This window comes from Thainema salinarum CENA647 (genome assembly GCF_057732415.1).
Window position 1 is genome coordinate 2,357,748 of record NZ_JBYJZJ010000022.1, and the last position, 26,292, is coordinate 2,384,039.

At 52.6% G+C, this 26,292-nt stretch carries 21 protein-coding genes; 8 read left to right on the forward strand and 13 right to left on the reverse strand.

Annotated elements, in window-relative coordinates; all coding sequences use genetic code 11:
- Positions 1 to 207: 207 nt before the first annotated feature.
- The 9 genes from AC286M_RS17295 to AC286M_RS17335 form a co-directional block, all read right to left on the reverse strand.
- Complete coding sequence (locus AC286M_RS17295) at positions 208 to 900, reverse strand: SOS response-associated peptidase (protein WP_488205575.1); 693 nt, start codon at positions 898 to 900, stop codon at positions 208 to 210.
- A 307-nt stretch (positions 901 to 1,207) separates the two neighbouring features.
- Positions 1,208 to 4,444: a DUF8508 domain-containing protein gene (locus tag AC286M_RS17300; RefSeq protein ID WP_488205576.1), complete on the reverse strand. Its 3,237-nt coding sequence runs from the start codon at positions 4,442 to 4,444 to the stop codon at positions 1,208 to 1,210.
- A gap of 283 nt (positions 4,445 to 4,727) precedes the next feature.
- Positions 4,728 to 8,756, reverse strand: coding sequence for a choice-of-anchor I family protein (locus AC286M_RS17305; protein WP_488205577.1), 4,029 nt, complete (start codon positions 8,754 to 8,756; stop codon positions 4,728 to 4,730).
- Positions 8,757 to 9,373: 617 nt separating this feature from the next.
- Complete coding sequence (locus tag AC286M_RS17310; protein ID WP_488205578.1) at positions 9,374 to 10,258, reverse strand: universal stress protein; 885 nt, start codon at positions 10,256 to 10,258, stop codon at positions 9,374 to 9,376.
- 196 nt (positions 10,259 to 10,454) lie between these two features.
- Positions 10,455 to 11,186 (reverse strand): tRNA (adenosine(37)-N6)-threonylcarbamoyltransferase complex dimerization subunit type 1 TsaB, encoded by a 732-nt coding sequence (gene tsaB, locus AC286M_RS17315; RefSeq protein WP_488205579.1) that lies wholly within the window; start codon positions 11,184 to 11,186, stop codon positions 10,455 to 10,457.
- Between the two features lie 100 nt (positions 11,187 to 11,286).
- Positions 11,287 to 11,607 carry a hypothetical protein gene (locus tag AC286M_RS17320; RefSeq protein WP_488205580.1) on the reverse strand — a complete coding sequence of 107 codons (321 nt, stop codon included), beginning with the start codon at positions 11,605 to 11,607 and terminating at the stop codon, positions 11,287 to 11,289.
- A gap of 231 nt (positions 11,608 to 11,838) precedes the next feature.
- On the reverse strand, positions 11,839 to 12,837 hold the full coding sequence (locus AC286M_RS17325; RefSeq protein ID WP_488205581.1) for a succinylglutamate desuccinylase/aspartoacylase family protein: 999 nt from the start codon (positions 12,835 to 12,837) through the stop codon (positions 11,839 to 11,841).
- A gap of 85 nt (positions 12,838 to 12,922) precedes the next feature.
- Positions 12,923 to 13,828 carry a 30S ribosomal protein S6--L-glutamate ligase gene (rimK, locus tag AC286M_RS17330; RefSeq protein WP_488205582.1) on the reverse strand — a complete coding sequence of 302 codons (906 nt, stop codon included), beginning with the start codon at positions 13,826 to 13,828 and terminating at the stop codon, positions 12,923 to 12,925.
- A 190-nt stretch (positions 13,829 to 14,018) separates the two neighbouring features.
- Positions 14,019 to 14,501: an ATP-dependent zinc protease family protein gene (locus AC286M_RS17335; protein ID WP_488205583.1), complete on the reverse strand. Its 483-nt coding sequence runs from the start codon at positions 14,499 to 14,501 to the stop codon at positions 14,019 to 14,021.
- Positions 14,502 to 14,605: 104 nt separating this feature from the next.
- On the opposite strand from AC286M_RS17335, the gene AC286M_RS17340 reads away from it, so the two are divergent.
- Positions 14,606 to 16,888: a Tex family protein gene (locus tag AC286M_RS17340; protein ID WP_488205584.1), complete on the forward strand. Its 2,283-nt coding sequence runs from the start codon at positions 14,606 to 14,608 to the stop codon at positions 16,886 to 16,888.
- Between the two features lie 135 nt (positions 16,889 to 17,023).
- Here AC286M_RS17340 and psb28 read toward each other — a convergent pair whose 3' ends face one another.
- Both psb28 and AC286M_RS17350 read right to left on the reverse strand, forming a co-directional pair.
- A complete protein-coding gene (gene psb28, locus AC286M_RS17345) occupies positions 17,024 to 17,395 on the reverse strand; it encodes a photosystem II reaction center protein Psb28 (RefSeq protein ID WP_488205585.1) in 372 nt (123 codons plus the stop codon).
- 180 nt (positions 17,396 to 17,575) lie between these two features.
- Entirely contained in the window at positions 17,576 to 17,854 is a 279-nt protein-coding gene (locus AC286M_RS17350; protein WP_488205586.1) for a CopG family ribbon-helix-helix protein, read from the reverse strand.
- A gap of 466 nt (positions 17,855 to 18,320) precedes the next feature.
- Between AC286M_RS17350 and rpaB the strand changes: the two genes are divergently transcribed.
- From rpaB to AC286M_RS17365, 3 genes are all read left to right on the forward strand, one after another.
- On the forward strand, positions 18,321 to 19,058 hold the full coding sequence (gene rpaB, locus AC286M_RS17355; protein WP_488205587.1) for a response regulator transcription factor RpaB: 738 nt from the start codon (positions 18,321 to 18,323) through the stop codon (positions 19,056 to 19,058).
- Positions 19,059 to 19,389: 331 nt separating this feature from the next.
- On the forward strand, positions 19,390 to 19,593 hold the full coding sequence (locus AC286M_RS17360; protein ID WP_488205588.1) for a hypothetical protein: 204 nt from the start codon (positions 19,390 to 19,392) through the stop codon (positions 19,591 to 19,593).
- A gap of 152 nt (positions 19,594 to 19,745) precedes the next feature.
- Positions 19,746 to 21,044 carry an ABC transporter substrate-binding protein gene (locus tag AC286M_RS17365; RefSeq protein WP_488205589.1) on the forward strand — a complete coding sequence of 433 codons (1,299 nt, stop codon included), beginning with the start codon at positions 19,746 to 19,748 and terminating at the stop codon, positions 21,042 to 21,044.
- A 39-nt stretch (positions 21,045 to 21,083) separates the two neighbouring features.
- On the opposite strand, the gene AC286M_RS17370 is transcribed toward AC286M_RS17365, so the two are convergent.
- Both AC286M_RS17370 and AC286M_RS17375 read right to left on the reverse strand, forming a co-directional pair.
- On the reverse strand, positions 21,084 to 22,169 hold the full coding sequence (locus AC286M_RS17370) for a serine/threonine protein kinase (protein ID WP_488205590.1): 1,086 nt from the start codon (positions 22,167 to 22,169) through the stop codon (positions 21,084 to 21,086).
- Complete coding sequence (locus AC286M_RS17375) at positions 22,166 to 23,500, reverse strand: AAA family ATPase (RefSeq protein WP_488205591.1); 1,335 nt, start codon at positions 23,498 to 23,500, stop codon at positions 22,166 to 22,168. The genes AC286M_RS17370 and AC286M_RS17375 overlap by 4 nt, the downstream gene beginning before the upstream one ends.
- A 353-nt stretch (positions 23,501 to 23,853) precedes the next feature.
- Here AC286M_RS17375 and AC286M_RS17380 point away from each other — a divergent pair, with 353 nt between their 5' ends.
- From AC286M_RS17380 to AC286M_RS17395, 4 genes are all read left to right on the forward strand, one after another.
- On the forward strand, positions 23,854 to 24,498 hold the full coding sequence (locus AC286M_RS17380; RefSeq protein WP_488205592.1) for a DUF2207 domain-containing protein: 645 nt from the start codon (positions 23,854 to 23,856) through the stop codon (positions 24,496 to 24,498).
- Positions 24,491 to 24,934: an IS200/IS605 family transposase gene (tnpA, locus tag AC286M_RS17385; protein ID WP_488202591.1), complete on the forward strand. Its 444-nt coding sequence runs from the start codon at positions 24,491 to 24,493 to the stop codon at positions 24,932 to 24,934. Before AC286M_RS17380 ends, tnpA begins: the two co-directional genes overlap by 8 nt.
- Positions 24,935 to 24,952: 18 nt before the next feature.
- Positions 24,953 to 25,564 (forward strand): hypothetical protein, encoded by a 612-nt coding sequence (locus AC286M_RS17390; RefSeq protein ID WP_488205593.1) that lies wholly within the window; start codon positions 24,953 to 24,955, stop codon positions 25,562 to 25,564.
- Between the two features lie 420 nt (positions 25,565 to 25,984).
- Positions 25,985 to 26,251: an NfeD family protein gene (locus tag AC286M_RS17395; protein ID WP_488205594.1), complete on the forward strand. Its 267-nt coding sequence runs from the start codon at positions 25,985 to 25,987 to the stop codon at positions 26,249 to 26,251.
- The last annotated feature ends 41 nt before the right edge of the window (positions 26,252 to 26,292 follow it).

Genomic DNA, 26,292 nt, shown 5'->3' on the forward strand with positions numbered 1-26,292 from the left:
CTGGCTTACTGTCTAAGTTCTAAGATCATGGAGGGCAATGCCCAACCTACGCAGATACTTGATTGCGATCGCAGTTCAGCATCACCCTTCGCGTAATTCCGTATAGCAAAAGTAAAACAATAGGCTGTCAGCGATTGCAGCAAGAGAAATTTAGATTGATCTGCCCAATATCAGCAAATTCTTTTAATGGGAGCCGTTTGATTTCGACTATGCACTCAATGGCGTAATTAGCTCTGCACCATCATGTTGGGCATTGTTGACTGCCGGATCGACTTCGTACATCTTCAGCACATCCTTGCCTGCGGAGTGCAGCACCTCATACGCCTCATTCGAACTGGCGCTTAGCCAGGTGTCAGAATCCTGAGCTTCAATCACCACGGGCATCCGGTTATGCACCTCGGCGGCCATATTGCTCGCTGCGGTTGTGATTACGGTGCAGGTCAGCAGTTCGTCCTTCCAGAACTCGAACAGTCCCGCCAGCCGTATAAAGTCGCCATCCTGCCGCGAAAAGTAAAACGGCTGCTTCTTACTGCCATTCCGTCGCCATTCGTAATACCCATTCACCGGAATCAAGCAGCGGCGATACTTAAACGCGCCCCGATAGGCAGGCTTTTCCCGCACGGTTTCAGCTCTGGCATTGAAGGTTTTGAACGCCAAAGATTCATCTTTAGCCCAGTGCGGCAAAAGTCCCCATTTGGCCATCAGCAATCTGCGATCGCGACTGTCTCGCCGCGATTCGCGTTCTGAACCCTGCTCCATCTCGCACACAATCGGCACGGGTTTAGAGGGCGGCAAATTGTAGGAGGGTTCATAGCCATACTGGGCGCTTGGATCAAGCGTTGCTCCCAGTGCTTCACTAATTTCTTCGAGTGGCGAATAGCAGACAACTCGGCCACACATGATGATTGCCTCTGGCGATACGTTATTGATTATTTTAACTAATTCAAATGAACTGCTAGGTGTTGAGCATTGGTAGGAGATAGTCAGCACATCATCGGTTAATCCCAAGCCGCTCTACTGGGGGCATTTCGATTGCGCCCAGACCCCCTCGACCAGGACGAACGACCGTCTTAGATCTCGTCAAAGGTCAGCGGAAAGTAGTTTTCTTAATCAAGTCCGTGTATGTCCGCCCAATGTATTTTTGCCCAATGCTTACGACGCAAGCATTGGGCAAAAATACATAATGGGTTTTCAACTAGACTTCGTATTAGAACACAAACGATGTCTCAACAGCACTGTTGAGTTCAGCCACCGTCACATCTTCGATCGTGATGAACTTCGATCGACCGGGGCCGCCGAAGCCTTCAATGCGGGTGCCTGCGGCTCCTAGCTGGCGGAGCGTAATCACACCATCTGCCAGCGGATTGCTGCCTGTGTAGCCAATGCTGTCTAACAGATCAGTGAACACTAGCTGATCGACACCGACTTCAAAATCGGTGATGCGATCGCGCAATTCGTTGGCGCTTTGATAGACGAACAGGTCTGCTCCTGCGCCTCCGGTTAGGCAGTCGTTACCACCTAGACCTAAAATGCGATCGCGCCCATCTGTGCCAACGAGAGTATCGTTACGATTGGTGCCTGTGACCTCGTTAAAGAAGAACAGGCTCGCTAACACCGGATCGTGGTCGCTGGCCCGACTGTCTGTTTCAGCAAACTCGGTGTTGACATGGACAATGTCAATCTCAGCCTCGTTCAGCAGGCTATCACTGACCAAGATGTGGTCTAGCTGCTGGGAGTTGCCCTGGAAAATGAAGCTGTACCGCTCATCCGGGTCAATGTTGTTGATCAAGTTGGTCAGAACGGCAGCTTCACCCGTGGACTGAATGGCCTGTCCAGCGTTGAGGCTCTCGACTGTGCCCGCCAAGATATCGAGCGGCGAGACAAACTCAAACTCATTTAGGTCACCCAGCACGACCACGTTAGCATCCGCATCATTAGCGAAGAGGCCGTCTACAAAGTCGTTAACGGCCTGGGCCTGTTCGCGCCGCTCATTCAGGCTGCCATTCACGTCCGGATCTTCCTGTAGCTCCTCAAACGGCTGCTCTGTGCCCAGAATGGGAGCGCTACCGCCTTTTGACGAAAAGTGATTGTCAACGACGGTGATTTCCTGACCGTTAAAGTCAAACGTCGCCACCAGCGGCAAGCGAGCGCCAGCAAATGTCGCTCCGGGAGCTTGGCTGCCAATGGGCTGCACCGATCCCTCTACCAGGTCAACCCGGTCAGGGTTGTAGAGAAACGCGGTGCGGATGTTGCCACCGGGTTGTCCACCGCTCTGACCGTCGGTGATGAAGGTATTGTCGATAAATTCATACTGGGGACCACCTGCGGCTGCGATCGCATCTACGAGCAATTGCAGCGTCTCACTGGCCGATGTCGTGCCGTCATTGACTGAACCGTTATTGTCCTGGATCTCCTGCAAACCGATGATGTCTGGAGAATTGAGACTGTTAACAATCTGGGCAGCAATGGCCGCGAACCGACCATCGGCGATATCCGTGTCGCCATCCGCATCATTCGGGTCGAGGTTCAGTACGTTGTAAGAGGCAACGGTGAGATCGTTGATGCTGCCCGTGATGCTGCTGGATTCAGCCTGGAGCGTGCTGTCCTGGATGGTAGCTGTAAAGTCTTCGGTGGGATAAATCTCGAAGTTGCCAAAGCTGTAGCCGACAACGCCCGTGACATCGCCCAGTTCCGCCCCCACATCGACCGTCGGAAACTCAAAGTCGAAGAGATCAGAGTCTTCGTTAATTTGAATACGCTCTGGATTGAAATCATCAGGGCTGATGTTGAGCGTGCCGCGATCGCTAATTCCGCTTGCATTAGTATCAGCTGCGATCGCAAAAATTTCGCCAAAGCCGTTGGTGCCAGCCACAGCCACCAAGTCCTGCGCTGTTACCCGCATAGCTTCTAGGGATTCAAAGAAGTCGATGCCGTCTTCAGTTGGGTCAAAGCTAGAGAAGTCATCGTCGTCAATGCTCTCTGAAGGCAGAATGCGACCGTTGGCACCAATAATCACGGCCTCTGGTAATGCGTTGCCCGTACTCAACGTCGTGATCGTCAGACTACCGCTGATTTGCGTCGTGGATAGGTTACGGGTTGCAGCGCCGCCTGGCGTAAACTCCGAGACTGTCCCTTCGACCTGAAGCTCATCGCCAATGCTTACGCCCGGATTACCACCTGTAAACACAAAAATGGCATCGGACGTGGCAATATTCCCGTCTCCAGTTGGGTCTTGCAGATAGAATCCGTTAGAATCTACTGCCGTTACGATACCTGTGGTAGTGACGGTTTGACCCTCCAGCGGCGAGGTATGCGCTGCACCTTGAATCTCATAGATGGCAACTAACTCGCCGTCACCACCTCCATTGCCGCCGTCGCTGTCTCCGGCAGTGGGCGTGTAGGCAGAGGGATCAGAAAAACTGTGCTGAACAAAAGCGCCCGTGCCTTCTGGATTGCGAAAGCCACCAGGCGCTAAAAATGATCCATCGGGGCCAACGACATTTGAGTTGTAGATGATGGGATTGTCATCATCGATAAACGCCACATCATCGAGCAGTTCATCCCAGGGCAAAACGTCAATTGTGCCGTCATCGTCTAAATCGAGGTCATCACCGCTTGCGCCCGTGAAGTTTCGCACCAGCAGGTAGGTCTGCGACGCATTGGTAAAGGTGTTATTGGCAATGGATATGTCACCCGTTACACCGAGTACGGCTTCCGCTTCTGGACTAGTGGCCAGAAAATAACCGTTTGTGCCCAGCGACTGGCCTGAAAAATCAAGCACGGTATCAATTTCGCCACCCGACTCAACCTCAAGCAAGAACACGCCATCCAGCGATGCAGAGGGTAAGCCGAGCAGTTCAACAAACTCGCGATCGGTGCCAACAGTCGAGACGACCATTTCGTTGATCACCAGGCTAGAACTACCATCAGCCGCATACGAACCCAGTGGAAACGGCGTAGCTGCACCGTCATTTGTGGTTGAACCATCAAGCGCATTGGGACTAGTAAACGTCCACTCTGATGAGTTGAACGTTCCATCTGGTAAAGACCCAGGAACTCGGTAAGCCCAACCGTCCATGTAGTCCCAAGGCTGTCCCGTTCCGCTCAGGTTGATATCACCAAAGACATCAACAACCATGCCATTCATAAATAGTTCAATGGCATCATCGCCGTTGATTGACGCGGCGAAACTGGTGTCAGTTGGCGCAAAACCGAAGAAGCTGGTGAATCCGGTTGTTTCAGTCGCAATGTAAATGTAGTCTCCAGCAGCGGCAGAGCCGGAAAAGGTATATTCTTGCCCATCGCTGCCGCCGCCGTTGTTAGCCGAGCCAAAACCGTAAATGCTCAGGTCGGGAATGTCGGATAGGACATAGAACTCAATCGCTTTGGGAATTCCACCCGTTAACGGCCCATCGATAATCCCGGTGATCATCAAATCGCTCATGTTTCCTCGATTGCTCCAGGTCGTAAATTTTTCAGTACAAACACAGCACAAACAGGCTCACAAGCTGATATCGTTTCTCTCAACTCTGACTACACATCAATTGTCAGTATCGTGAGGCGAGAGGAGTGAGGAGTGAGGCGAATTGCACCTCAGCACTCAGCACCCAGTCCTCAGTACTGGACTCATCTGTAGCGCCAAATTGCAGAAATGATATGAGAGCTGGTGTAGCGGTTGAATTGAGATAACAAAGAGCCGAGGTATCTCGGCTCTTTGTGGATTGAAATTAGGCAATAAACACTTGATCCGCCATTGCTGTTAGCGTTTCAGCACTGACACCACGCAGATTAGCCAGCAGGTCTTCACCCAGCAGGATATCGATCCCGTTGCCTTTACCCATGATGGTGATATCGTCCACGCTGACCATCTGCGGGAGGCGAATCATGTCACCCTCGGCAAAGCTGAAGTCGCGAATTTGGTCAAATCCTTCGCCCACCGAGAGGAAGAAGGTATCCGCACCGTCGCCACCGAACACTTTGTCAACGCCGAGACCACCCTGAATCAGGTCGTCACCCGCATCGCCCCAGATTTGGTCATTGCCCGCATCGCCATAGAGGTCATCGTTGCCGCCTTTGCCGCCGATTCGGTCATTGCCGTCACCACCTCGGATGATGTCATTGTCACCCTTGTTGCCTTGAGCGCTTTGCTTATTCAAATCGCCCCGCAGGACATCGTTGCCGTCACCACCGAGGATGATGTCGCTACCCAGACCACCCGCAGCAGCATTGTTGCCGTCGCCAGCTTGAATTAGGTTGTCGGCATCATCGCCAACTGTGTCGTCGTTACCGGAGCCGGAAATCACCGTGCCGAAATCGTAGAGCGTCGTGCTGCCACTGACTTCATTGGTGACAACCAGCAGATTCCGACCCGTGGGGCTGTCTGCTGCGTTGATGAACTTGAGTCCTTCGGGCGCGATGTCGCCTTCGGTCTGGATATACTGAATGAATTCGGGGCTAGTGGGATTGGTGACGTTGTAGACCAGGACGCCGCCTGTCCGCTCTAGGCCGATGAAGGCATACACCTGACCGTCAACGATGCCCACTGTAACGCCTTCGGGTTCAGCCCCCTTATTGTCAGAGCGGGCGTCGAATTCAGCCGGATCACCATTTTCCGAATTAAACAGCTCAGGCACTAGCGCAGCGGTGATTTGGGCAATCTGATCGCCGCTGTCAAACACCAGGTTGCCGTTCTCATCCCAGATGGTGAAGGAGCGAGCACCGTAGGACTGGATTTGGTCGATATCGCCATCGCCATCCAGGTCACCATCGACCGAGGAGATCACCAACCGACCAAGTGCCTCATCTTCCAGCAGCGCCGGATCAAAGCTCTCATCTAGCGACAAGCCATTGCGACCAAAGGAAATCACATCACCCAAATCCTTGAGCCGGACAGCATCGCCACCGGGTGTCGCATCGGCATCACCCCGATCGTCGCCTTCGTTGGCCGTGATGTAGTAGGTGACGCCACCGACTTCGTAAGTTGCGATCGCATCTGGCATGTAGATGCCAAACACGGGCCAGTTTTGCAGATTAATACCACCATCGCGATCGCTGGCATCGAGCTTTGGCCCGCTGCTCCAGTCTTTTAGACCGAGGGGCTGAATCTCTTCAATTTCGTTGGTATCGAGGTTGACGACTGCGATCGCATTATTTTCTTGCAGTGTGACGAAGGCTTTGCTGCCGTCTGGCGATACTGAAATATACTCTGGCTCAGCATCTTGCGAGAAGGAACGACCAGGGAAGATGCGGACGCCGTCTGCCCGCAGGTCAGCTTCCATGCCGTCGAAGGCTGTGAAGTCAACGGTGGTGACATTCGCGTCAGTTAGATTCTCAACTCCACCGGAAATGTCAATGATGCTGATGCCACCCTGCGGATCGGCGATCACGTTGTCGTCATCGTCGTAAACAGGTTCGCCTTCGTTAGCGGTGAGTACCTTCGTGCCATCGGGCGTAAAAGTGATCATGTCGGGCAGTACGCCAACTGTAACTGCGCTGAGGAAGTTACCGTCAGCATCAAAGAAAACCGCTTGGCCCGCTTCAGATCCATCTTCAGCTTGAACTGCGATCGCAAGTACGCCATTCTTGACGGCGACGCTATTAGGCGCATCACCGTAAGCTGAGATATCGATTTCACCGACTTTGACGGGGCTACCGGGCGTAGACAGATCGAGAATATCAATGCCGCCGCTGCTGCCGTTGACGACGAACAAGCGCTGGGTTTCCGGATCGTAATCCGAGATTTCAGCCGCGCCTTCGTCGAAAATTCCCGTTTCATAGGTGCCAATGGCCGTCAGTTGAGGCACAGCATCGCTACCCGAACCGCCATCTCCAGGATCGACATCATCGACATTGGCCAGAACGGTATCTTCGCGGAAGTCAAGATTCTGAATGCGGGTGTCCTCTGCCGGAGCGGTATCGGCTCGATCAAAGGGCTGAGCGCTAAAGTTGTCGTCTAGATACTCAGCTAATGCATCCTGTTCAGTTCCGTCAGGCGCAAACGTAGCATCGCCCGTAAAGATTTGAGCGGCTGGATCGGTAGCGAAGAGATCGATGCGATCGCGATCCGGGAAGGGATAACCATCACCCCCATCTGCCAGAAAGCCCAGCGTTACAATCCGGAAGGTGCGGCTTGGATCGCCCACTAGCTCACCGTTCTGCACGACAACGTCCAGTACTTCGCCATTGGCATCGAGAACAGCCAAAGACTGAGTACGGTCGCCCACTGGTAGGTCATCATCAAAGCTGAAGTTAATACCTGCAATTTGAGGAAACTGCCCCGGAGTTGCTCCATCAGCACTGGCCGCAACACCATGTTCAACGATAGCCAACAGTTCCTCAGCCGTAGCGGTCAGCAACGTTAGGCCGTTGTTAAACCGCAGCGCATTGGTGATATCAAGCTGGGAAATGTCGCCTTCCTCTTTGCCTGCCAGCTCATTGGCTGGAGGAGGCACGCGCAAAAAGTCTTCTGGATTCGTCGCTCCCGGTGGCACAATCACGTCACCAATGTCATCCCGAATGCCGCCGCCGTTTTTAATCGAAATCGCGACGGTCGGATCGGTTTGCTGAGCATAGGCTAAGTTCGCATCCGCCGTCAGGTTGCCTAAGTTGGTTTCCTGAGTCCGCACGTCGTTGCGGGTACCGTTGAGGAACACGTTGGTGCTACCGAAAATATTGCCTTCCTGGGCCGCAATCACCTCGGCCAGAGCATCGACAATGGCGACAACTTCCGGATCGGGCGTACCGCCGACATCTGCAACCCCCTGATCATCGGTAGCGTAGGCTCCACTCACCGTCGGATCATAGCTTTCGGGAACGATGACGCCGTTTGTGTCGAAGTCAATCACCAAACGACCGACGTACTTGTAGTTGCCATCCGTGTTAACCACAGCGACTGGATTGCCGTCCAAATCGGTTTGGATGATGGGATAGGTACCTTGCGCCGTATCACCTGCCCGCAGCCGATCGGTTTCGTCCACTAACCGAGTATTGGAACCACCCGCAACGATAATATCGACGTTGCGTAACTGGGTGGCCAGAGCTTGCTCAATGCTGATTTGCTGCATGTGGGAGAGCAGCACCACTTTGTTGATATCTGGATTGGCCGCTAGTAGGGCATCGACATCGGCCTGAATCTCAGCCGCCAGTGCCGCAATATCAGCCGGATTCGACGCATCGAACGCAGTGGGAAATACGCCCACATCTCCAGGCGACGAAATGGTTGGCAGGGTCGGAGTCGTCGCGCCAACGATGCCAATTCGTTCACCATTAACAGTAATAACGGTGCTAGCTGCCAAACTGTTAGGAATGGTGCTGGCTTCTTGACCGTCAGCCGCGACGAGTCCGGCTAGATTCGCATCGTTGCTGAAGTCAAGGTTAGCGCTGAGATAGGGAAAAGCCGTGCCGGGATAGCTTGTCGCTGGATCGGGTGCAATTAAGCTAGCCACCACACCTGTGCCCAAGTCAAACTCGTGGTTGCCCAGCGCGATCGCTTGAAAGCCGAGTTCATTCTGAATCAGGATGTCGCCCTGACCAGCTCTGCCGAAGGCGGTTTCACTAGCTGAGAAAAATGGCCCTGGAATGTAGGCATCGCCAGAAGACAGGATCAGCGTGTTGGCATAATCAACAACTCCGTCGCCATCGGCATCTTCGTTTTTCAATGCATTCAGGACAGCAGAAAAATTGGGAGCATCTTCAATGGCAGGAACTCCAGCTTCTTGGTCAGCGGCGTGCAGGAGTTGCAGTGTAAATTCAGCCATGCGTACCTCAAATAATGGAAATGGACGACTGCAAATGAATCTGGAGTTAGCAGCGTCTGTCTCTGTCTGAGCGCAGGCATGATTGTTCGTTGTTATCGTGATCGGTCGCAGTGCATCTTCGCGATACACACAAGCAGCACCCCAAAAGCATTCATATCACTGAGCGACAAAATCCGTACATTTCCGGAATGCGATCGCACTAGCAGGATGTTCCCTTTATATAAAATCCGGTTGAAAACCCACGATTCTGTTTTTTGTGAAACGCTTGCGGAGCAAGCGTTTCACAAAAAAGGAATTGGGTTCTTACACGCGGACTCGATATTACATGCAGACTGTACAGAGCCTGCGCCCGCAAGGCGGACAAACACTCAGCTTCAACTTCAACTAACTCCCTGACGACTTTAGGGGGTTGACATCAAGAAGTTATGAATTTCAGGTAAAGGAACATTTAAGCGTCCGGAAAATCACGGATTCTTCAAGAAAGCTTTGCAACCTCAGCAGGCTGGTATAGACAAACTTCAAACTCGTCCGAAAACCCAAAGAGGGGATTTTGCCGCCGCATTGCGGCGGCAAAATCCCCTCTTTGAGGTTTGTTAGACTGCAACGGTCAAATACGTCTAATCGCGACCGGGCGGGAAATAAATCACTGGATGCCAGCTCTTGCGTAGAATTTCGCCCGTAAAGCTGGGCACCGACCACTCTAGGAGCTTACCGAGACTGTCAGACGAAGTTGCGATCGCACTGATGTCATACTCATTGGCCGCTTCCAAGGTTTTCGCAACCCGATCGCCCAGCACCACTTCTGCATTCACCTTGATATTTACAGCATTGGCAAACTGTTGCTGCACGTTGCGCAAGTGGTTTCTCGCGTCCTGCATGCGAGTTTCACCCCGTAGTTCGCGCCGTCCTCCTTCTTCAACCACCCAGTACAGCAAGCATTCTTGCAAAACTGGATTGGGGTGAGTAGCAAACTGGTCTTGCAGGCGTTTCACTAAATACTGAGCCGCTTTGCTGTCGTCATAGGGCACCAAAAAGAAGCGAAATAGGTGCCGACAGCGCAACTCTAGCTCCTCGGTCGTATAGGTTGAAACCAGTTGTGGACGCAGCGTCATCAGCGGAATACTGGTACGCTGAGCCAACCCCATCGTCGTACTGCCGAATAGCTTTTCATTGAGTAAGCTCCGGCTTGGCATCCCCAGCAGGATAATGTCGGCAGCGTGCTCATTGGCCAATTGCAGGATGTTATCAATCGGTCGCCCAGCTCTGACAATTACCTGTACCTCTAGTCCAGCGGGAGCTTTTTCAACTGCCACCATCAAGCGCTGACGCGCAATTTCTGCCGCTTCTTCATCCACACTGGGTATTTCGCGATCTTTAATAAACGAAGCATTGTGGAAAAAGATCACTTTTTTCAGCCCAGCCTCAGACAGACTGGGGACAACGTTGACTAAACGGTGTAAACCATCCGTAAAGTCCGTGCAGATGAGAGCACACTGAAACATAGACCGCTATGGCGAATATTCTGTAACTGTAGGTTAATAGGCTGTCTGCCTACCTCATTAACAGTAACATTGACTCCTGGAAAAAGCGGTTCAATATCCTGGAAAAACTGACTTAGTTGCCTTGAAAACAGCGCTATTGACTATCTGCTATTCAAACTAAAGTCTATCTGTAAAAAGTGACAAGTTTTGCCGATTTTTAAGCATTTTCTGACGTTGGCGACTGGACGGGATGCTGACCATAAAATGGCATCACTTCAGACCAGTGGGGCCGAATCCCAGCCCGATACTGATGCTGCGCGATCGCAAATATGCCCGTCACCGTATCACCCAACCCCGCAGCGGCTGGAATTTGATGCAAATAATAAGGATGAGGCCACTGTTCAAGCAACTGCTGCCAATCCGTCAGCTTCATCACCGCATCAGGCGATTGGGCCACTACAATTTGCCCCTCTTGCTCCCCTTGCCCCCTTGCCCCCTCTCCCAACTCCTCAGACTGATCACCAACACGAGTCCCCTCGCCGGACTGAATCCGATAGATCGCCGTAAACCACTCGCCCCGCTGAGCAGGCATTTGAATCGCAATATCCGGCGGTGACGGTTTGGCATCCATCTCCATCTGGTTAAAAATTTGCCAAGCCACAGCCGCCAGTGTTGAAACACCATACAGCGGTACGTCGAGCTGTTGCGCCAGTGTACGAGCCGTAACCACGCCAATCCGCGTTCCGGTAAATCCGCCAGGGCCTTTGGCTACTGCCACAAATCCCGCATCCTGAAACGAGTGGGGTTGCAGAAACTCAACTAAATACGAGTGCAACTGGCTCGACAGCTCCCGCGCCAGCGGCCAAACCTGCGATCGCACCTCTGTAGTACCATCACCCACGGCTAGTCCCAATTCCGGGCTAGCGGTATGTAAAGCAAGACCGAGCATAAGCAAACTGAAATCTGCGCTTCCCTATCCTGCCATCTTTAGGCTGACATTGCGTTGCGTTGTAGGGGCAAATGGCCATTCGCCCCCACATAAATGCCAACTAAGGACGGCGGCGGGGTTGCGATCGCACATCGGTCTTGGCTTCTAAATGAATCGGTTGGGGTGCCTGTCGATCCGGCAAGAAAAGCTGGGGTTTCGCTTTCGGCTGAATCGGTAGCTGGGGCTGGGACTTCTGACGCTGGGACTGGAGGAACCGCAGCAGTACAGTCACGCCGACTAAAGCTAAGCCAAAGGACATCAGCATGACGCGATTATTCAACCCGCCGATGGCGGCATCGGTGGCACCCATCGTAATCAGAATGCTGGTAACTGGCTCCCGACGGTAGAGAGAACGCACAAAGCGCGGCAAAATTTGGTTCATTGCAGCAACCACCGTTTTTGGTATATACGGCATTAGCCATTTATAGAGATGGCCGTAGTTCTACTTTAACGTGTTTATTCCGTTCCAAATTAAATCATGCGTGGAGGGCATGCATTTGGCCGATATGCTGCAATTTCAACGCAACCATTCATGTTCGGTACTCCTTAGGGGCGATGCATTTAGACAAATATTAGTATCGCGAGCGTAACATGTCGGCCAAATGCATCGCCCCTACAGATTGGCATTGAGGTCGCTGCGATGCGCGATCGCAAGATTGACGATGCCGTCACCTTGATTCACCAGTGGGTTGCGAGTGCAGCCGATCACAATACCATCGGTGGGGGCCAGCACCTCAAAGGTTTTGTCGCCAAAGGCATCGCTGATCAGCGCGATTTGCTGCCGTTTGCCCACCCAGTCGCCCAGATTCACCGTCAGGTGCAGAATGCCGCTGTGGGAAGCGCGTACCCACTGGCTTTTGTCCACTGCTACGGGGGGATTAGTGCTCAGTTCTACCTCAGACTCGTACATGTTCAGCGCTTTCATCACGCGCATAATGCCCGTGACGCCAACTGCGATCGCATCGTCATCAAACCGCAGCGCTTCCCCAGCTTCATACAGCAGGACGGGAATCTTGCGCTGGGCCGCTGCTTGCCGCAGTGAACCGTCGCGCGTGGCTGATTGCATAATCAGGGGGGCACCAAATGCGATCGCGCATTTTCGGGTCTGCTCCTCGCGCAGATCAGCCCGAATTTGCGGCAAATTGGTGCGGTGATAGGCCGCCGTGTGCAGGTCAATGCCGTGGGTACACTGGCTGACCACTTCTTTCATAAACAGATGAGCTAGTCGGGCTGCGAGTGATCCTCGTGGTGAGCCGGGAAAGGAACGATTTAGATCGCGGCGGTCAGGCAAATAGCGTGACTGCTCGATAAAGCCAAATACGTTGACGATGGGCGCGGCAATAACTGTGCCGTTTAGGTAGCCAGGAGCGATTTTGCCCAGCACCCGCCGGATAATATCTACTCCGTTCAGTTCGTCACCGTGAATGGCGGCACTCAGCCACAGTCGTGGGCCAGGTCGTAGCCCTGTAACCACCGTCACGGGTAGAGACAGCATGGTTTGGGTCGGCAGGCGAGCAATCGGAATTTCCAACCGCTGCTTTTTTCCGGGCAAAACGGTTGTGCCGCTGATGGTCAGAATCGGTTCTAAGTGAGTTGGAGCAATATCAGACATTATTTCCGGAACGATCATCTGTGAAAGGCTCGCATAGCAAGCTCTTCACAGATAATCAAAACAATCATTAACTGTCGAGGACAATTTAGTAAGGAACGCGATCCTTATTTGTCCCACTGGCCGCATTCTTCTCAAGAAATTCGATAATCTTACCAGCCACATCTACACTGGTGGCCTTTTCAATTCCCTCCAGTCCCGGTGAAGAGTTTACCTCCATCACGACGGGGCCATGATTGGAACGCAGAATATCGACCCCAGCAATCCGCAGTCCCATTGCTTTAGCGGCTCGAACAGCGGTGCTGCGCTCCTCCGGCGTCAGCTTGATCTTAGACGCTGACCCGCCCCGATGCAGATTAGAGCGAAACTCGCCCGGTGCCCCCTGCCGCTTCATGGAGGCAATTACTTTGTCGCCAATCACGAAGCAGCGGATATCCATGCCGCCCGCCTCCTTAATGTATTCCTGCACCAAAATATTGGCATCCATCCCGCGAAATGCCTCAATCACCGACGTAGCCGCCTGAGTCGTTTCTGCCAGCACTACGCCAATGCCCTGCGTCCCTTCCAGTAGCTTAATCACCATCGGCGCACCGCCCACGATGTCGATCAGGCCATCAATATCTTTGGTGGAATGGGCAAACCCCGTCACAGGTAGGCCGATGCCCTTACGCGCCAAAATTTGTAAACAGCGCAACTTATCCCGCGATCGCGAAATGGCCTGGGACTCATTCGTGGTAAAAACACCCATCACCTCAAACTGCCGCACTACTGCGGTGCCATAGAACGTCTTAGACGCCCCAATCCGAGGAATTACGGCATCAATGCCCTCCAGCGGCTTCCCCTGATAGATCACCAGCGGCTTATGAGAGGTGATGTTCATATAGCAGCGCAAATAATCAATCACCTGCACATCATGACCCCGTTCCTCGCCAGCTTCCTTGAGCCGCCGAGTTGAGTAGAGCTGGGCATCCTGAGATAAAATCGCAATTTTCATCTGTGAAATTGAATAAGTAAATTTAGATATATCTGTCAGCTAACAGCAAATCCGCTGAAGGAAACGTTTCCGTTCAGATCATTAAGCGTTGAGTGCGGTGCGTTTCGCTTTGCTCAACACACCCTACAGTATCGCCCTTTGCAGCCTTTACAGCTCTTTACAGCCACCCAGCCCTTCACACACCTATCCCTTACTCCAGGCTCCTCTGCTCCACCTTTGGTGCATGGCCCTGAAGATAGGACGCTCCCGCATCCACTAAAAAGCGATCGCGCACGGCTTGCCGGCCCAGCAGCATACGGAATCCCATGACATCGCGATTCGTCAAGGTGAGTTCGATGGGCCACTGCTGGTTGCGAGTTTGCACAGTGGTTGAGATGACGGGTCGCAGTTCGGCATGTCCACCGGAGTTCCGCACCTCGCGCTGATCCAGCAAAGGCGCTTCAGCTACGATGGTTTGCTGCGTGTTGCGCTGGAAGGGATGGATTTTGAACCGCAATATAGTTTGCCCATCTTGCTCAAACGAATGAATATCAAACGCATGTAGCGCAGAAGAACGAGCACCTGTGTCAATTTTGACCTTGATTGCAGCAATTCCAAGATCCGGCAGCGCCAACCATTCTCGCCAGCCAATAATCGGTAAGTGCGATCGCGCTTCTACTGTTTTGGGTTTCAAAACACTACCATCTAATAAAATGCTGGAGCTGAATTATCCTAGCAAACTCCTGTCAGCGTCTAAAATGATCCAGGCAACTCGATTTGGTTTAACCTGATTTGGCCATGTCCCAATCTGTGCAATTTGTCCAACAGCTCGCGACTGAACTGTCTCTGCGTCCCCAGCAGATAGAAAATGCCCTGGCTTTGTTTGCCGAAGGCGCAACCGTTCCCTTCATCGCTCGTTACCGGAAAGAGCGCACGGGGGAAATGGACGAGACCCAACTGCGAGACTTGGCCGATCGCTATGCGTATCTGACGGAGCTGGAAGATCGGCGGCAGACAATTCTCAAATCCATTGCCGAGCAGGGCAAGCTGACCGATGAGCTGAAGGCTCAGATTGAAGCCTGCCAGCAGAAAACCGAGCTAGAAGATCTGTACTTACCCTATAAGCCGAAGCGCCGCACCCGTGCCACGATCGCGAAAGAGCGGGGCTTGGAACCGCTAGCGGATTGGATCGAAGCACAGAATCAGCCCCAGGTTGCCCAGGTTAATCTTGAGGCAGAAGCGGCCAAGTATGTTGATCCCGAAAAAAACGTGCCGGATGCCGCCGCTGCCCTACAGGGTGCATCGGATATTTTGGCGGAAGCGGTGGCCGAACGAGCCGATTTGCGTGCCTACGTGCGCCACTATCTGCTGAATCAGGGCCAATTCGAGTCGCGCATCAAGGCCGACTATCCCGAGGGCACGACCAAGTATGAGATGTACCGCCAGTTCCAAAACCCCGTCAAAACGATTGCGCCCCATAACGTGCTGGCGCTGCTGCGGGGTGAGAAAGAAGGCGTGCTGAAGCTCGATCTGGCGTTTGATGAAGCCGAGGTGATGGATTACCTGGAATCGGAAACGATTCGCACCAGGGACAAAGCGCTGCGCGGTTTCTATCGAGCGATGGTGCAGGATGCCCTAAATCGCTTGATGAAAAACTCCCTCACCAGCGAAGTGACTGCCGAGAAGAAAGCCTGGGCTGACGACGAGTCAATTGAAACTTTTGAGGCGAATTTGCGCAATCTGCTGCTTGCGCCACCGGCAGGCATGAAGCCAACGCTGGGCATCGACCCCGGTTTCCGCACGGGCTGCAAAGTGGCCGCAGTGGACGAAACGGGCAAGTTTTTGGAATATCAGGCGATTTTTCCGCACGGTTCCAACGCGCAGAAAGAGCAGGCAGCCAAAACGCTGAAACAGTTTATTCAGACGCACAACATCGGCCTGATCGCCATCGGCAACGGCACGGCTGGCCGTGAAACCGATGCCTTTGTCAGTGAGTTACTGAAAACGCTCGACAATCCGCCCATCAAAGTGATGGTAAATGAGTCCGGCGCGTCGGTTTACTCCGCTAGTAAAGTTGCGATCGCAGAATTCCCTGATCTTGACATCACCGTGCGGGGTGCCATCAGCATTGCCCGCCGCTTGCAAGATCCCTTGGCGGAACTGGTCAAAATTGACCCCAAATCCATCGGCGTCGGCCAGTATCAGCACGACGTGGATCAAAAGCTGCTGAAGAAAAAGCTCGAAGAAACAGTCGAAAGCTGCGTCAACTATGTGGGGGTTGACCTCAACACCGCATCGAAGGAACTGCTCACGTCTGTGTCCGGCCTGTCGTCCACTGTGGCGAATAACATCGTCGCTTACCGTAACGAAAACGGCGCGTTTAAAAACCGCAAGCAGTTGCTGAAAGTAGCCAAGCTGGGGCCAAAAGCCTTCGAACAGTCTGCCGGATTCCTGCGGATTCGCGATGGCGAAAATCCCCTCGACAACACCGCTGTGCATCCTGAAAGCTACAACGTGGTGCAAGCGATCGCAACGGATCTGGCACTGCCACTGACTGAAATCTCCAAACACCGCGATCGTCTTCAGAAAATCAACCTGAAGCAATACGTCACCGACACCGTAGGCGAACCGACGCTGCGCGATATCCTGGCGGAACTGGAAAAGCCCGGACGCGATCCGCGTGAGCAGTTTACCTACGCCACGTTTGATGCCAATATCACCGAAATGTCTGACCTGAAGCCGGGTATGGAGCTAGAAGGCGTCGTGACCAACGTGGCTAACTTTGGCGCATTCGTGGACATCGGCGTTCACCAAGATGGCCTGGTGCATATTTCCCAACTCGCTGACCGCTTTGTTAAAGATCCCAATGACATCGTCAAAGTGGGTCAGGTGGTGAAAGTGCGCGTACTGGAAGTCAACGAAAAGCTGAGCCGGATTAGCCTGTCAATGCGATCGCAAGATGCAGGGCAGTCGTCCACTCCTCGACCGTCGGGGAAGAAGAAGTCGGGCGGAAAGCAGTCTAAGCAGCAGTCACAGACGAGCCTGCAAGACCTCCAAGCTAAATTTAATCGCAAACTCTAGACCAACTGGGCGAAACGCCCACCCTAGCAAAGCGATCGAACAACCCCCACCGATCACCTGATCCGTGGGGGCCTGAGGCGGCGGAACGTACCATCGGGAGAGCCTGAGGGGACTAGGCCACCCCAGCAACCTTCGTTACAAATCCTCTCCATAGGCCATCCCATTGGCCTCAGCATAGCGGTGCATAAACCGCATCAACCGCTCCCAGTGATCATCGCGGTCAATCTCGATTTTGCACTCAACTCGCTGAAGCTCATCACCCTCCGGCCCACCAAAAATAAACTGCATCCCCGAAGGCTCTACATTAATTTCCCCTTCTTCATCCGTCAGCCGCATCGTTTTCGAAAACCGCTTGGTAAAGCTGTTAAAGCGCTCCAACGAGGCCAACTGCTCAAACATCATCACAGCTACACGAACGCCAGTGCTTCGGTTTCGGCGCAGACTGATGCCACTGAGCTCTTCAGGCACATTGTCAAAAAATTCGATGGAAGGAGAAGAAGAGGCCATATGACTGCGGGGGCTGAAAATATGGTTACTGAGAACAAGACACCGTTAACGGGTGATTAACGAATGGTTACTCATGCTTCTCAGTATACTCCTTTGCTCCCCGCCTAACGGTCGATCGTCAATCTTCCACTGATTTGCTGAATCTCGAATCAGCAGCGATCGCAAAATAGGACTAAGAGCCTACGCATTGTGGTTTTCATTACCCTCTGGTTTATTCGGCGGCAGATGGGGTGGAGCTGAATGGGGGGATACAGAATGACCCAAACCCAACTCCAACTCAACAGCAGACAACCGTTCTTCCACGCTGTCTAACCGCGCTTGCTCTGGGGCTATGCCCAAATAGAGTCGGAGTGCTTCAATCACAATCTCAGAACGGGATTGCCCGGTTTCCTGTATGCGAGCTGCGATCGCATCGCTTAAGTCCTGGGGAATTCTGACACCGAGAAACGGGTTAGGCATCTCATTCGCTTACGTCAGGGATCGGTGAATGCAAAAAATTACTGCACAGCTTAGGTGAGATAATATCAGTCGAGCGATTACCCTACGAACTGTTTTGACATGATTCATCACATAATCAAGGTGAAATTTCATTAAAGCAACGCGATCGCACTCCTTTGAATCCCCGAATCTCTATAAAAATCAACCCTTCGCATATTTTTTACCAATCAATGCTTTAGTTAAGACTCTCGTAAAACTCTTTCAACTTCGGCATAAGTTCGTTATGATTGATAACAAGCTGATAACAATTGTTTTCAGATAAATATGCTTGAGGTATAATGCGTCGGCTTTGGTCAATCAGCTCGCCGCACCACGCGCGCAGGGCCGCCTTTAGGCAAGCCCTTAACCCGAATCAATTACATCAGCAGCACTAACAGATTGACCCATATTCCACATAGAGAACCGGCGATCGCAAAGAGGCAGCACTTTGGTAGATCAGACAGACAAAATTCTGGTGGTTGATGATGAGGCCGCAGTTCGTCGTATCCTCACGACCCGGCTCGGCATGGTTGGCTACGACGTTATCACCGCCGCCGACGGCCAAGAAGCACTCGAAAAGTTTGAGCAAGAAGCTCCGGATTTAGTTGTTCTAGATGTAATGATGCCGAAGGTGGACGGCTATCGGGTATGCCAGGAAATCCGGCAAGAGTCCGACGTTCCCATCATCATGCTGACGGCCCTAGGAGACGTTGGCGACCGAATCACAGGTTTAAAGATTGGTGCCGATGACTATTTGGCCAAACCCTTCTCCCCTAAAGAGTTAGAGGCACGTATCTACTCCATCTTGCGACGGTTCAAGAAAACCGACCGACTCGGCCCACCCAATCCCGGCGTCATCCGAGTCAGCAATATCGAAATTGATACCAATACGCAGCAGGTCTACAAAGCTCAGCAGCGTATTCGGCTAACTCAAACCGAGTACAACTTATTGGAGCTGCTGTTTCAACATTCTGGTGAACCTGTTTCCCGCACTCATATCTTGGAACAGGTTTGGGGATACGCATCCAAGCGGCGCTCTGATTTGCGCGTGGTGGATGTTTATATCACTCGCCTCCGCGCCAAACTAGAGGAAGACCCCAGTAATCCAGAACTCATTATTACAATTCGCGGCACGGGCTATCTTGCTCAGCGGCTTGCCAGTTCACCAACCGCTGAACGCGCGTAGCAGCCATCAATCTAGTTCATAAACACCAGTTTACAAACACCAGTTCACAAACACTGGCATACCCCTGTTTTTGTGTAATAGACAATAGAGCAGGTTTTTGGGTTGTTTCCTCTAGTGGTTGGTCAACGTTGTTTTAGCGGGTTTTGAGGCACTAACGCATTTGCCTAGAACGGGTCATGGCCGGATTTCTGTCATCGATTAAGATAAAAAAGGTTCATAATCATCAACTTGGCCAGCAATCAGATCGGTTTATCAAACCAGCGGATTGCACGAATTGAGTCGGGGGTGCCACCCTTGATCAAGCCAGGAATCTTAGCAGAGGAGAATCAGCATGGAGATTAACTGCGCAGAAGCCTGTGTGAATGGATGTGTTCTAGGCGACGAGTGCCCGAACCGCGAATACGTACCACAGGTATCACAATTTATTAAAGAAACCTCATTAGATGACATGATTGCCATGGCTGACGAAGCTGTTCGCCGCAAAGCCATGGAGCGCTTATCTCAACCCACCCAGTGGGTTCTACCAGAAGACTAACTAGTAGTCTGTCAACTTTGTTTTAATGGGTTTTGATGGTTGATGTGCCGCGCGGCACATCAACCATCAAAACTTAATCTACAGAGTACTAGCTTTGCGGGGTGATATTTTGTAGGGTGGGCGATGCCTACCTTAGCCCCACATTTCTATTCATGCGTCTTCAGTTTTCCAAAGTTCCAAGTCAGTTTGCGATCGCATTTCTAGGAGGATTACTCCTGGTGCAACTGCTGGGACTAGCGGTGTGGTGGATTCAGTGGCCCCAGATTAGCCCAACAGTACTCTCCTTTGTGGTGCCGCTGGATGAATCGGTGGCGTGGCGACCCCTGATTACAGAATTTGAAGCGCAAAATCCTGATATTCGGCTGCAGTTAGTCGAAGGCACCTACAGTACCGACCAAGTTAAAGCTATCTATACCGCCGATCTGAGTAGCGGCAATCCCCAGCATGATCTGGTGTATATGGATGTGGTGTGGCTGCCCTGGTTTGCCAGTGAAGGGTGGCTGCAAGAGCTATCAGGCGTACTGCCAACCGAGGAATTAGCAGCATTTCTGCCGAGCGAATTGGCCGCAGGGCGCTATCAAGGCGATTTGTACCGGATGCCGTTTCGGGCTGATTTGGGGCTACTGTTCTACAATCAAGCGCTGATGGCAGAACTAGACGTGGAGCCAGCCCAGACCTTTGCCGAGCTGATCGCCCAGTCCCAACAGGTACAGGTGCAGGGGGCAACCCCGTGGGGCTACCTCTGGCAGGGACGCGAGTATGAAGGACTGATCGCCAATTTTGTAGAAGTCTTGGCGGGACACGGCGGATTTTGGATTGACTCCGATACGAAGCAAGTGGGACTCGATCAGCCAGCCGCGATCGCAGCTGCCACTTTCCTAGCCGACACCATTCGCCAGGGCATTTCTCCCCAGCTTGTCACCAGCTATAGCGAAACAGAATCGTTTAATCAGTTTTTGGATGGCCAGAGTCTGTTGGTCCGAAACTGGCCTTATCTATGGAAACAAGCCAGTCAGAGTGATTCACCGCTCCAAGGGCAAGTCGGGTTAACCTCCGTCGTGGCTGCATCGAATCAAAGCCCACACGCCTGTCGCGGCGGCTGGGGATTTGGCATTGCCCAAAATGCAGCCCACCCAGAGGCCGCCAAACGTGCGATCGCATTTTTCACCAGTGCCGCCGCGCAGCGACAGTTTGTGCTCAATTCGGCCTATTTACCCAGTCGTTCTGCGCTTTACACCGATCCGGAGATTGTGGCGCAATATCCGTTCTTTCCTGAGGTGTTGGAGTTGCTGGAAAACCATTCCGTCTTTCGGCCCCAAATTCCCCAATATGACGAGGCATCCCGCATTTTGCAGACCCATCTTTGGCAGGTCTTGGTCGGAGAGGCTACCCCCGAAGACGCCATGCGAACGGCAGCGGCAGAAACCCAAATGTTATTGGCCACGCCGTAGGGGCGATGCATGGCGGCAGTACCGTATTTCTCAATTAGATCATGAACGCCATCTATCGTCCCTACAAACCTGAAAGTTTGCGACGTTGCTTTGTTCGGTTGGCAGGTGCGATCGCGCTTCTCGCTGCTGCACCCAGCGCACAAACAACACACCATGAACTAGCAACAGTGCAATATTGAGACTCATGAGCAGCCACATCCAGACCTGATCTGCACTCTGACCAGGCTTCACGGGTTTCGTATCCAGCCGTCGCAAAATTTCCTGAGCATTGAGCGGGCGCTGTCCCGGAAAAGGAGCCATCAAATCATCAACCAGCTCAGCAAACCAGCGATCGACCTGAGGGGCAGAATCGCGCCAGATCAAGGCTCCCGTTGCGTCGTCAGTTTCCAAATCTACCGGATGCTGCCCCGTCAGCAGATGCACCAGTGAACGGCCCAGCGCATAAAAGTCCGACTGGGGCACCGCTTTTCCGTTGATTTGCTCCAAGGGCGTATAACCCGGCGACACGATGCTAGTGACATCGCGCTGGCCGCCAATTTTGGCCAGATAAGTATTCGACATCTGGCGAACGGTGCCAAAGTCAATCAGAGCCAACTGTCCGTTGGGGCGCAGCATCAGGTTAGAGAGCTTAATATCTCGGTGAAACAGTTCCGTCTGATGCACCAGTCCTAAAATTTCGCACGCCTGCCGCAACCATACCTGAGCTTGCTGTGGGGCAACCGCACCATGCTTGGCCAGCCACTGCTCCAGCGTCAGCCCCTCGATCTTTTCCATCACTAAGCAGGTCAGCAATTGCCCATCGGATGTCGTAACCGTGAAATAGCCATCCGGCTCAACCTGGGGAATACCGGGATGATCGAGTCGCTGCAAGGTCTGCGCCTCGCGCTCAAACAGGGAGCGCAGCTTCGGCTGCTTTAGCACCTTCAGCACCTTCAGCGCATCCCCATCTGCCACCTCATCTGCTACCTCAAAAATGTCAGTCGGCAGCCAATCGTCCAGTTCCCGCAGCGGACGAATCAGACGATAGCGATCGCAGATCACTAACTCCGTTCCACAGGCCGCACACTGCGTTAACTCATCGGGCTGCTGCCGATCTGGGCATTTGGGATTGATGCAGAAGCTCATGATGATGCCTCACGAGACATGCGATCGCACACATATTCCATCACCACCGGGCGCAGCGTAAACCCCGCCGCGCTTTTTTCCACCAGCGATCGCCGCACCAGCGACCCCAGCGGCTGCAAAATATTCGGTGCCAGTTCCGCCTGCAATCGTCCTACATTGACGGGTTCCTGAATTTTCGCCAGCGCATAGAGCAGTTCCTGTTCCGCTGCCGAGAGCCGTCTAAACTGCTGCTCAATCAAAAAGCTGACATCGCTGGTGATCAGCGTGATCCGCTGTTTCAAAAAGTCGCTGACGCTGCCGCTAAACAATTCGCGAATGTTGGACGCGACAATTTTCAGTACCAGCGGATTACCGCGATAAATGCGAATCAGTTGTCCCCACTGCTTTTCGTCCGACAGATTCGCCTCTTGCAGAATGCCCTCTGCCGCATCTCCCAGTCCAGGCAGATCCAGCGATCGCACTGGCCGAGTCGGCCCATCCAGCATGACGATTTCTTTCGTTGATTCTCGGCTAGTGATTAGAACACAGCTCTGGTGCTGCTCCTCACCCAGCCGTCGCAGCAAGTCACCGTAGTTCTCGTAGCCTTCTCGGTAATGTCCCGCAAAGTCCCCTTCGCGCAAAATTGTGTCTAGGTTATCCAGCACAATCAGACAGCGGTGACTGCGTAGATACTCCGTCAGGTAGCAGAGCTGTGCGTGCAGATCGCCCTCAGCTCCATCGACTGCACCCGGAAGCTGGGTTAGCCACTGGTGCAGCATTGTCTCCAACGGCGGCGCGTGGCGCAGGGATTGCCAAATTAGACAATCAAACTGACTCTGGATTTGCTCCACCAGCTTTACCAGCAGACTGGTTTTGCCGATGCCCCCTGGCCCCAGCACGATCACCATTCGACAGGCTGCATCCGGTTCTGTCGTCCAGGTTTGTAGCTGGGACAACTCCACTTCCCGCCCGTAGAACACAGGCACATCCGGCACCTGTGACCAGTTAATTTCCAGCCGAGCCGACTCATAGCCCACTGCCGCCAGCCAATCCGCCACGTCACGCCAGCTCTCCAGTGTGTTCACGTCCCGCCGCGTCAACGTCTCCACGTAGCGGTAAATTGTGTTGCTCAGGCTGACTTCCACCGTTTTGGGTGCGGTAAACCGCTGCGCCGCAATTTCCGCCGGACTATAGCGACACAGTAAGCCCCGCAGTAGCTCCTGCTCCATCTGCGTGAGCGACGGCTGCTTATGAGGTGCCGTTTCCTGTTTTGCGATCGCAAGATCCGCGTATAGCCTCTCCAGATTCCATTGGGTCTGCGCTTCTTGAAAGAGTTCGTTGTCAGCGGCCATCGGGCTAGAGAACTAGAGTTTCGTTGACTCACATCTTGCACCAAAACCCAGAAGGGTTATTTTGCCTTTCAGCATAACAAGTTCTGGGATAGCAGTCTGCCCGGATCAATCCTGTCACATCACGCCATAGCGCATTCATAACCCGTTTCATAACGCGGCTTATGCTCTGCCTAACCTTTGTCTTGCCTACAGTTGAAGCTAATCGAGGGCATTCACCGACTCAACCCTCACGTCAACGAAGGTCTGTGAATCAAATAGCCTGTCAATCATTCCATCCGTAGGGACACGGCATTGCCGTGTCCCTACCCCAAAGATTTCACCTTATTAAATCCATGTTCCTAAACCGAATCATCATGATTAACTTCAAGCTTCACCAGCGCCCGTGGCGCTTTAAATTTAGCCGCTGGCTCATCGTCGGCCTCTGTACCTGTTTACTCAGTTTAGGAATTGGGGTTGCTCAAGCCGCCTCTCCCTTTTACTGGGACGCTATCAATGTCGATATTAATCTTCAATCCAACGGTGACATGGTGATCACCGAAACGCAAACATATACCTTCACAGCAGATCACACCAATCAGCGCTATCGCTATATCCCGCTCGATGATATTGACTGGATTACCGATGTTGCCGTCTACGAAGGCGAAGAACAGCTCCCTGCCCAGACTGGCATTCAGGATGATCAGTATTGGATTCGCTGGCGACACAACTTAGATGCTCCCGAATCCCATACCTTTAAAATTCAATATCGCGTCGTGGGTGGCATACAAACGCGGGGAGCCAACCACCAGATTTACTGGCGCGCCCTCTTCCCTGAACGCAACGCGGAGATTAAACAGGGCAAAGTGACTGTTCATTTACCCGATGAACTGGTGGGCAACGTCAACCAGTTTACGAGTACAGGCGTTGCGGCCACGAGTCGGCAAATTGATCCTCAAACGTTTGAATCTCTTGGGGTCCATTCCCCGCCGCTCTGCGGCGTAAGATCTAAGAATGAGTGAGTACATCCACAAGAGTCATAACGTAACAGTTTTGCTATACCACTTAGTGTTTCCAGCAAAGTATCGACGGGTTGTGTTTGATGAGCAAGTAGATGCGGTTCTGCGAGAGGTCTGCCTCGAAATCGAGAAACGCTACGAGGTGAAGTTTGTCGAAATTGGAGTGGACAAAGACCATGTCCATTTTCTAGTGCAGTCCGTGCCGACCTATAGTGTGACCAAACTGGTAACGATGCTGAAAAGTTTAACTGCACGAGAAGTCTTCAAACGATGCCCTCAAGTGAAGCAGAAACTTTGGGGAGGCGAGTTTTGGAGTGATGGATATTTTGCGAGTACAGTAGGCCGCCACGGGGATGAAGGAATGATCGCCAAATATGTTCAAGCCCAAGGCAAAGATTACCTCAAATTGCATCGGGATAATCAACTTGCTCTTTTTTGATTCTGATACCCCGTCCGCTTGCGGCGGGGTATTTCATTTACTGCCAATCAACCCCTTGCCCCCAGGGAATTTCTGGAAGTCAAAGTTCGCTTTCCTAGCAACATTCTTGATATCGCTGATGATGTTGCCGATACCGCTAGTTCGCAGGGACAAACTGCGATCGCAAACCGCACCAATCCCACCAATGAAACACCTCCCCTTATTCAAAACCCAGTTTTTACGCCGGAGAATCTGCTAACGCTAGCTCTGCAATGGTTGGGCATCATGGCCGTTGTCACCGCCGTCGCTTGTTTCTTCTTTTTTACTCAGCGTTCCTGCCCCAGATGCGGCAAGCGAGCACTCCGCCGCGTAAGTCGAGTAATCCGCTTTCCTACCACGGGCCAGAAAGGCGAAAAAGAAGTCGGCCACGCCTGTAGTTCCTGTAGTTATCGCTCAACTCATTACCAAGATATTCCGCAGCGGCCAACGATCTCTAGAAGTCGCTCTAGCAAAAGCTACAGTGGCGGCAGCTATGGTGGCGGCTTCGGCGGCGGATTTGGCGGCGGTGGCGGTAGCTGTGGCGGCGGCGGTGGTTCAGGCGGCGGTGGTGGTGGTGGTGGTGGTGCCAGCGGTGGCGGTGGCGGCGGCTAATCAATCATCTGCCCCACAGTCTGCCTCTTTCATCCTCCACTGCCTAGCCAGATCTCACCAGTCGTAACCAAACCAGGCAGTCTACTGCCGTAACATCAGCCAGATTGCTGACATATATCAAGTCTGTGTATGAGAACCCGATTTATTTTTTGTGAGACGTTTGCATAGCAAACGTCTCACAAAAAATAAATCATGGGTTTTAAGCAGATTTAACAATACTCACTATTACGCCCCCCACTACATCAGCAATCTGGCCAATCCTAATCGCAAACTTTACGCTCTATTTCTATCATGAGTCGCCAACTGCCCAGCAGTTACTAAGACTCAGATTATTGTGAAATGCTTGCTCAGCAAGCATTTCACAATAACAAACTATGAGTTTCTGACCAAACTTTCATAATTTCTTAGAGAGCATTGAAGATGCTAAATCTCCTGAAACGCACTCCAACCGTACAGCCCCTGCTGCCAGCCTATCCAGGCTTAGCCGCCCAAACGACTGGCTATGTTGAGCAACCCATCAGCCCCAATCATCCAGGCCGAGTCCGCTACCAGGCCACCTACTGGTTTGGAATTTGTAGTGGTAATGTGAGATCGCTACCGCGCGGCACCGAAGTCACCATCCTCGGTCGTCAAGGTAATACCCTGATCGTTGAGCCTGCGGTGCAGTCGTGTCCATTGATATCGTAATAAAGGATATCGTCATAAAAATTTGAGAGAGGTGCGATCGC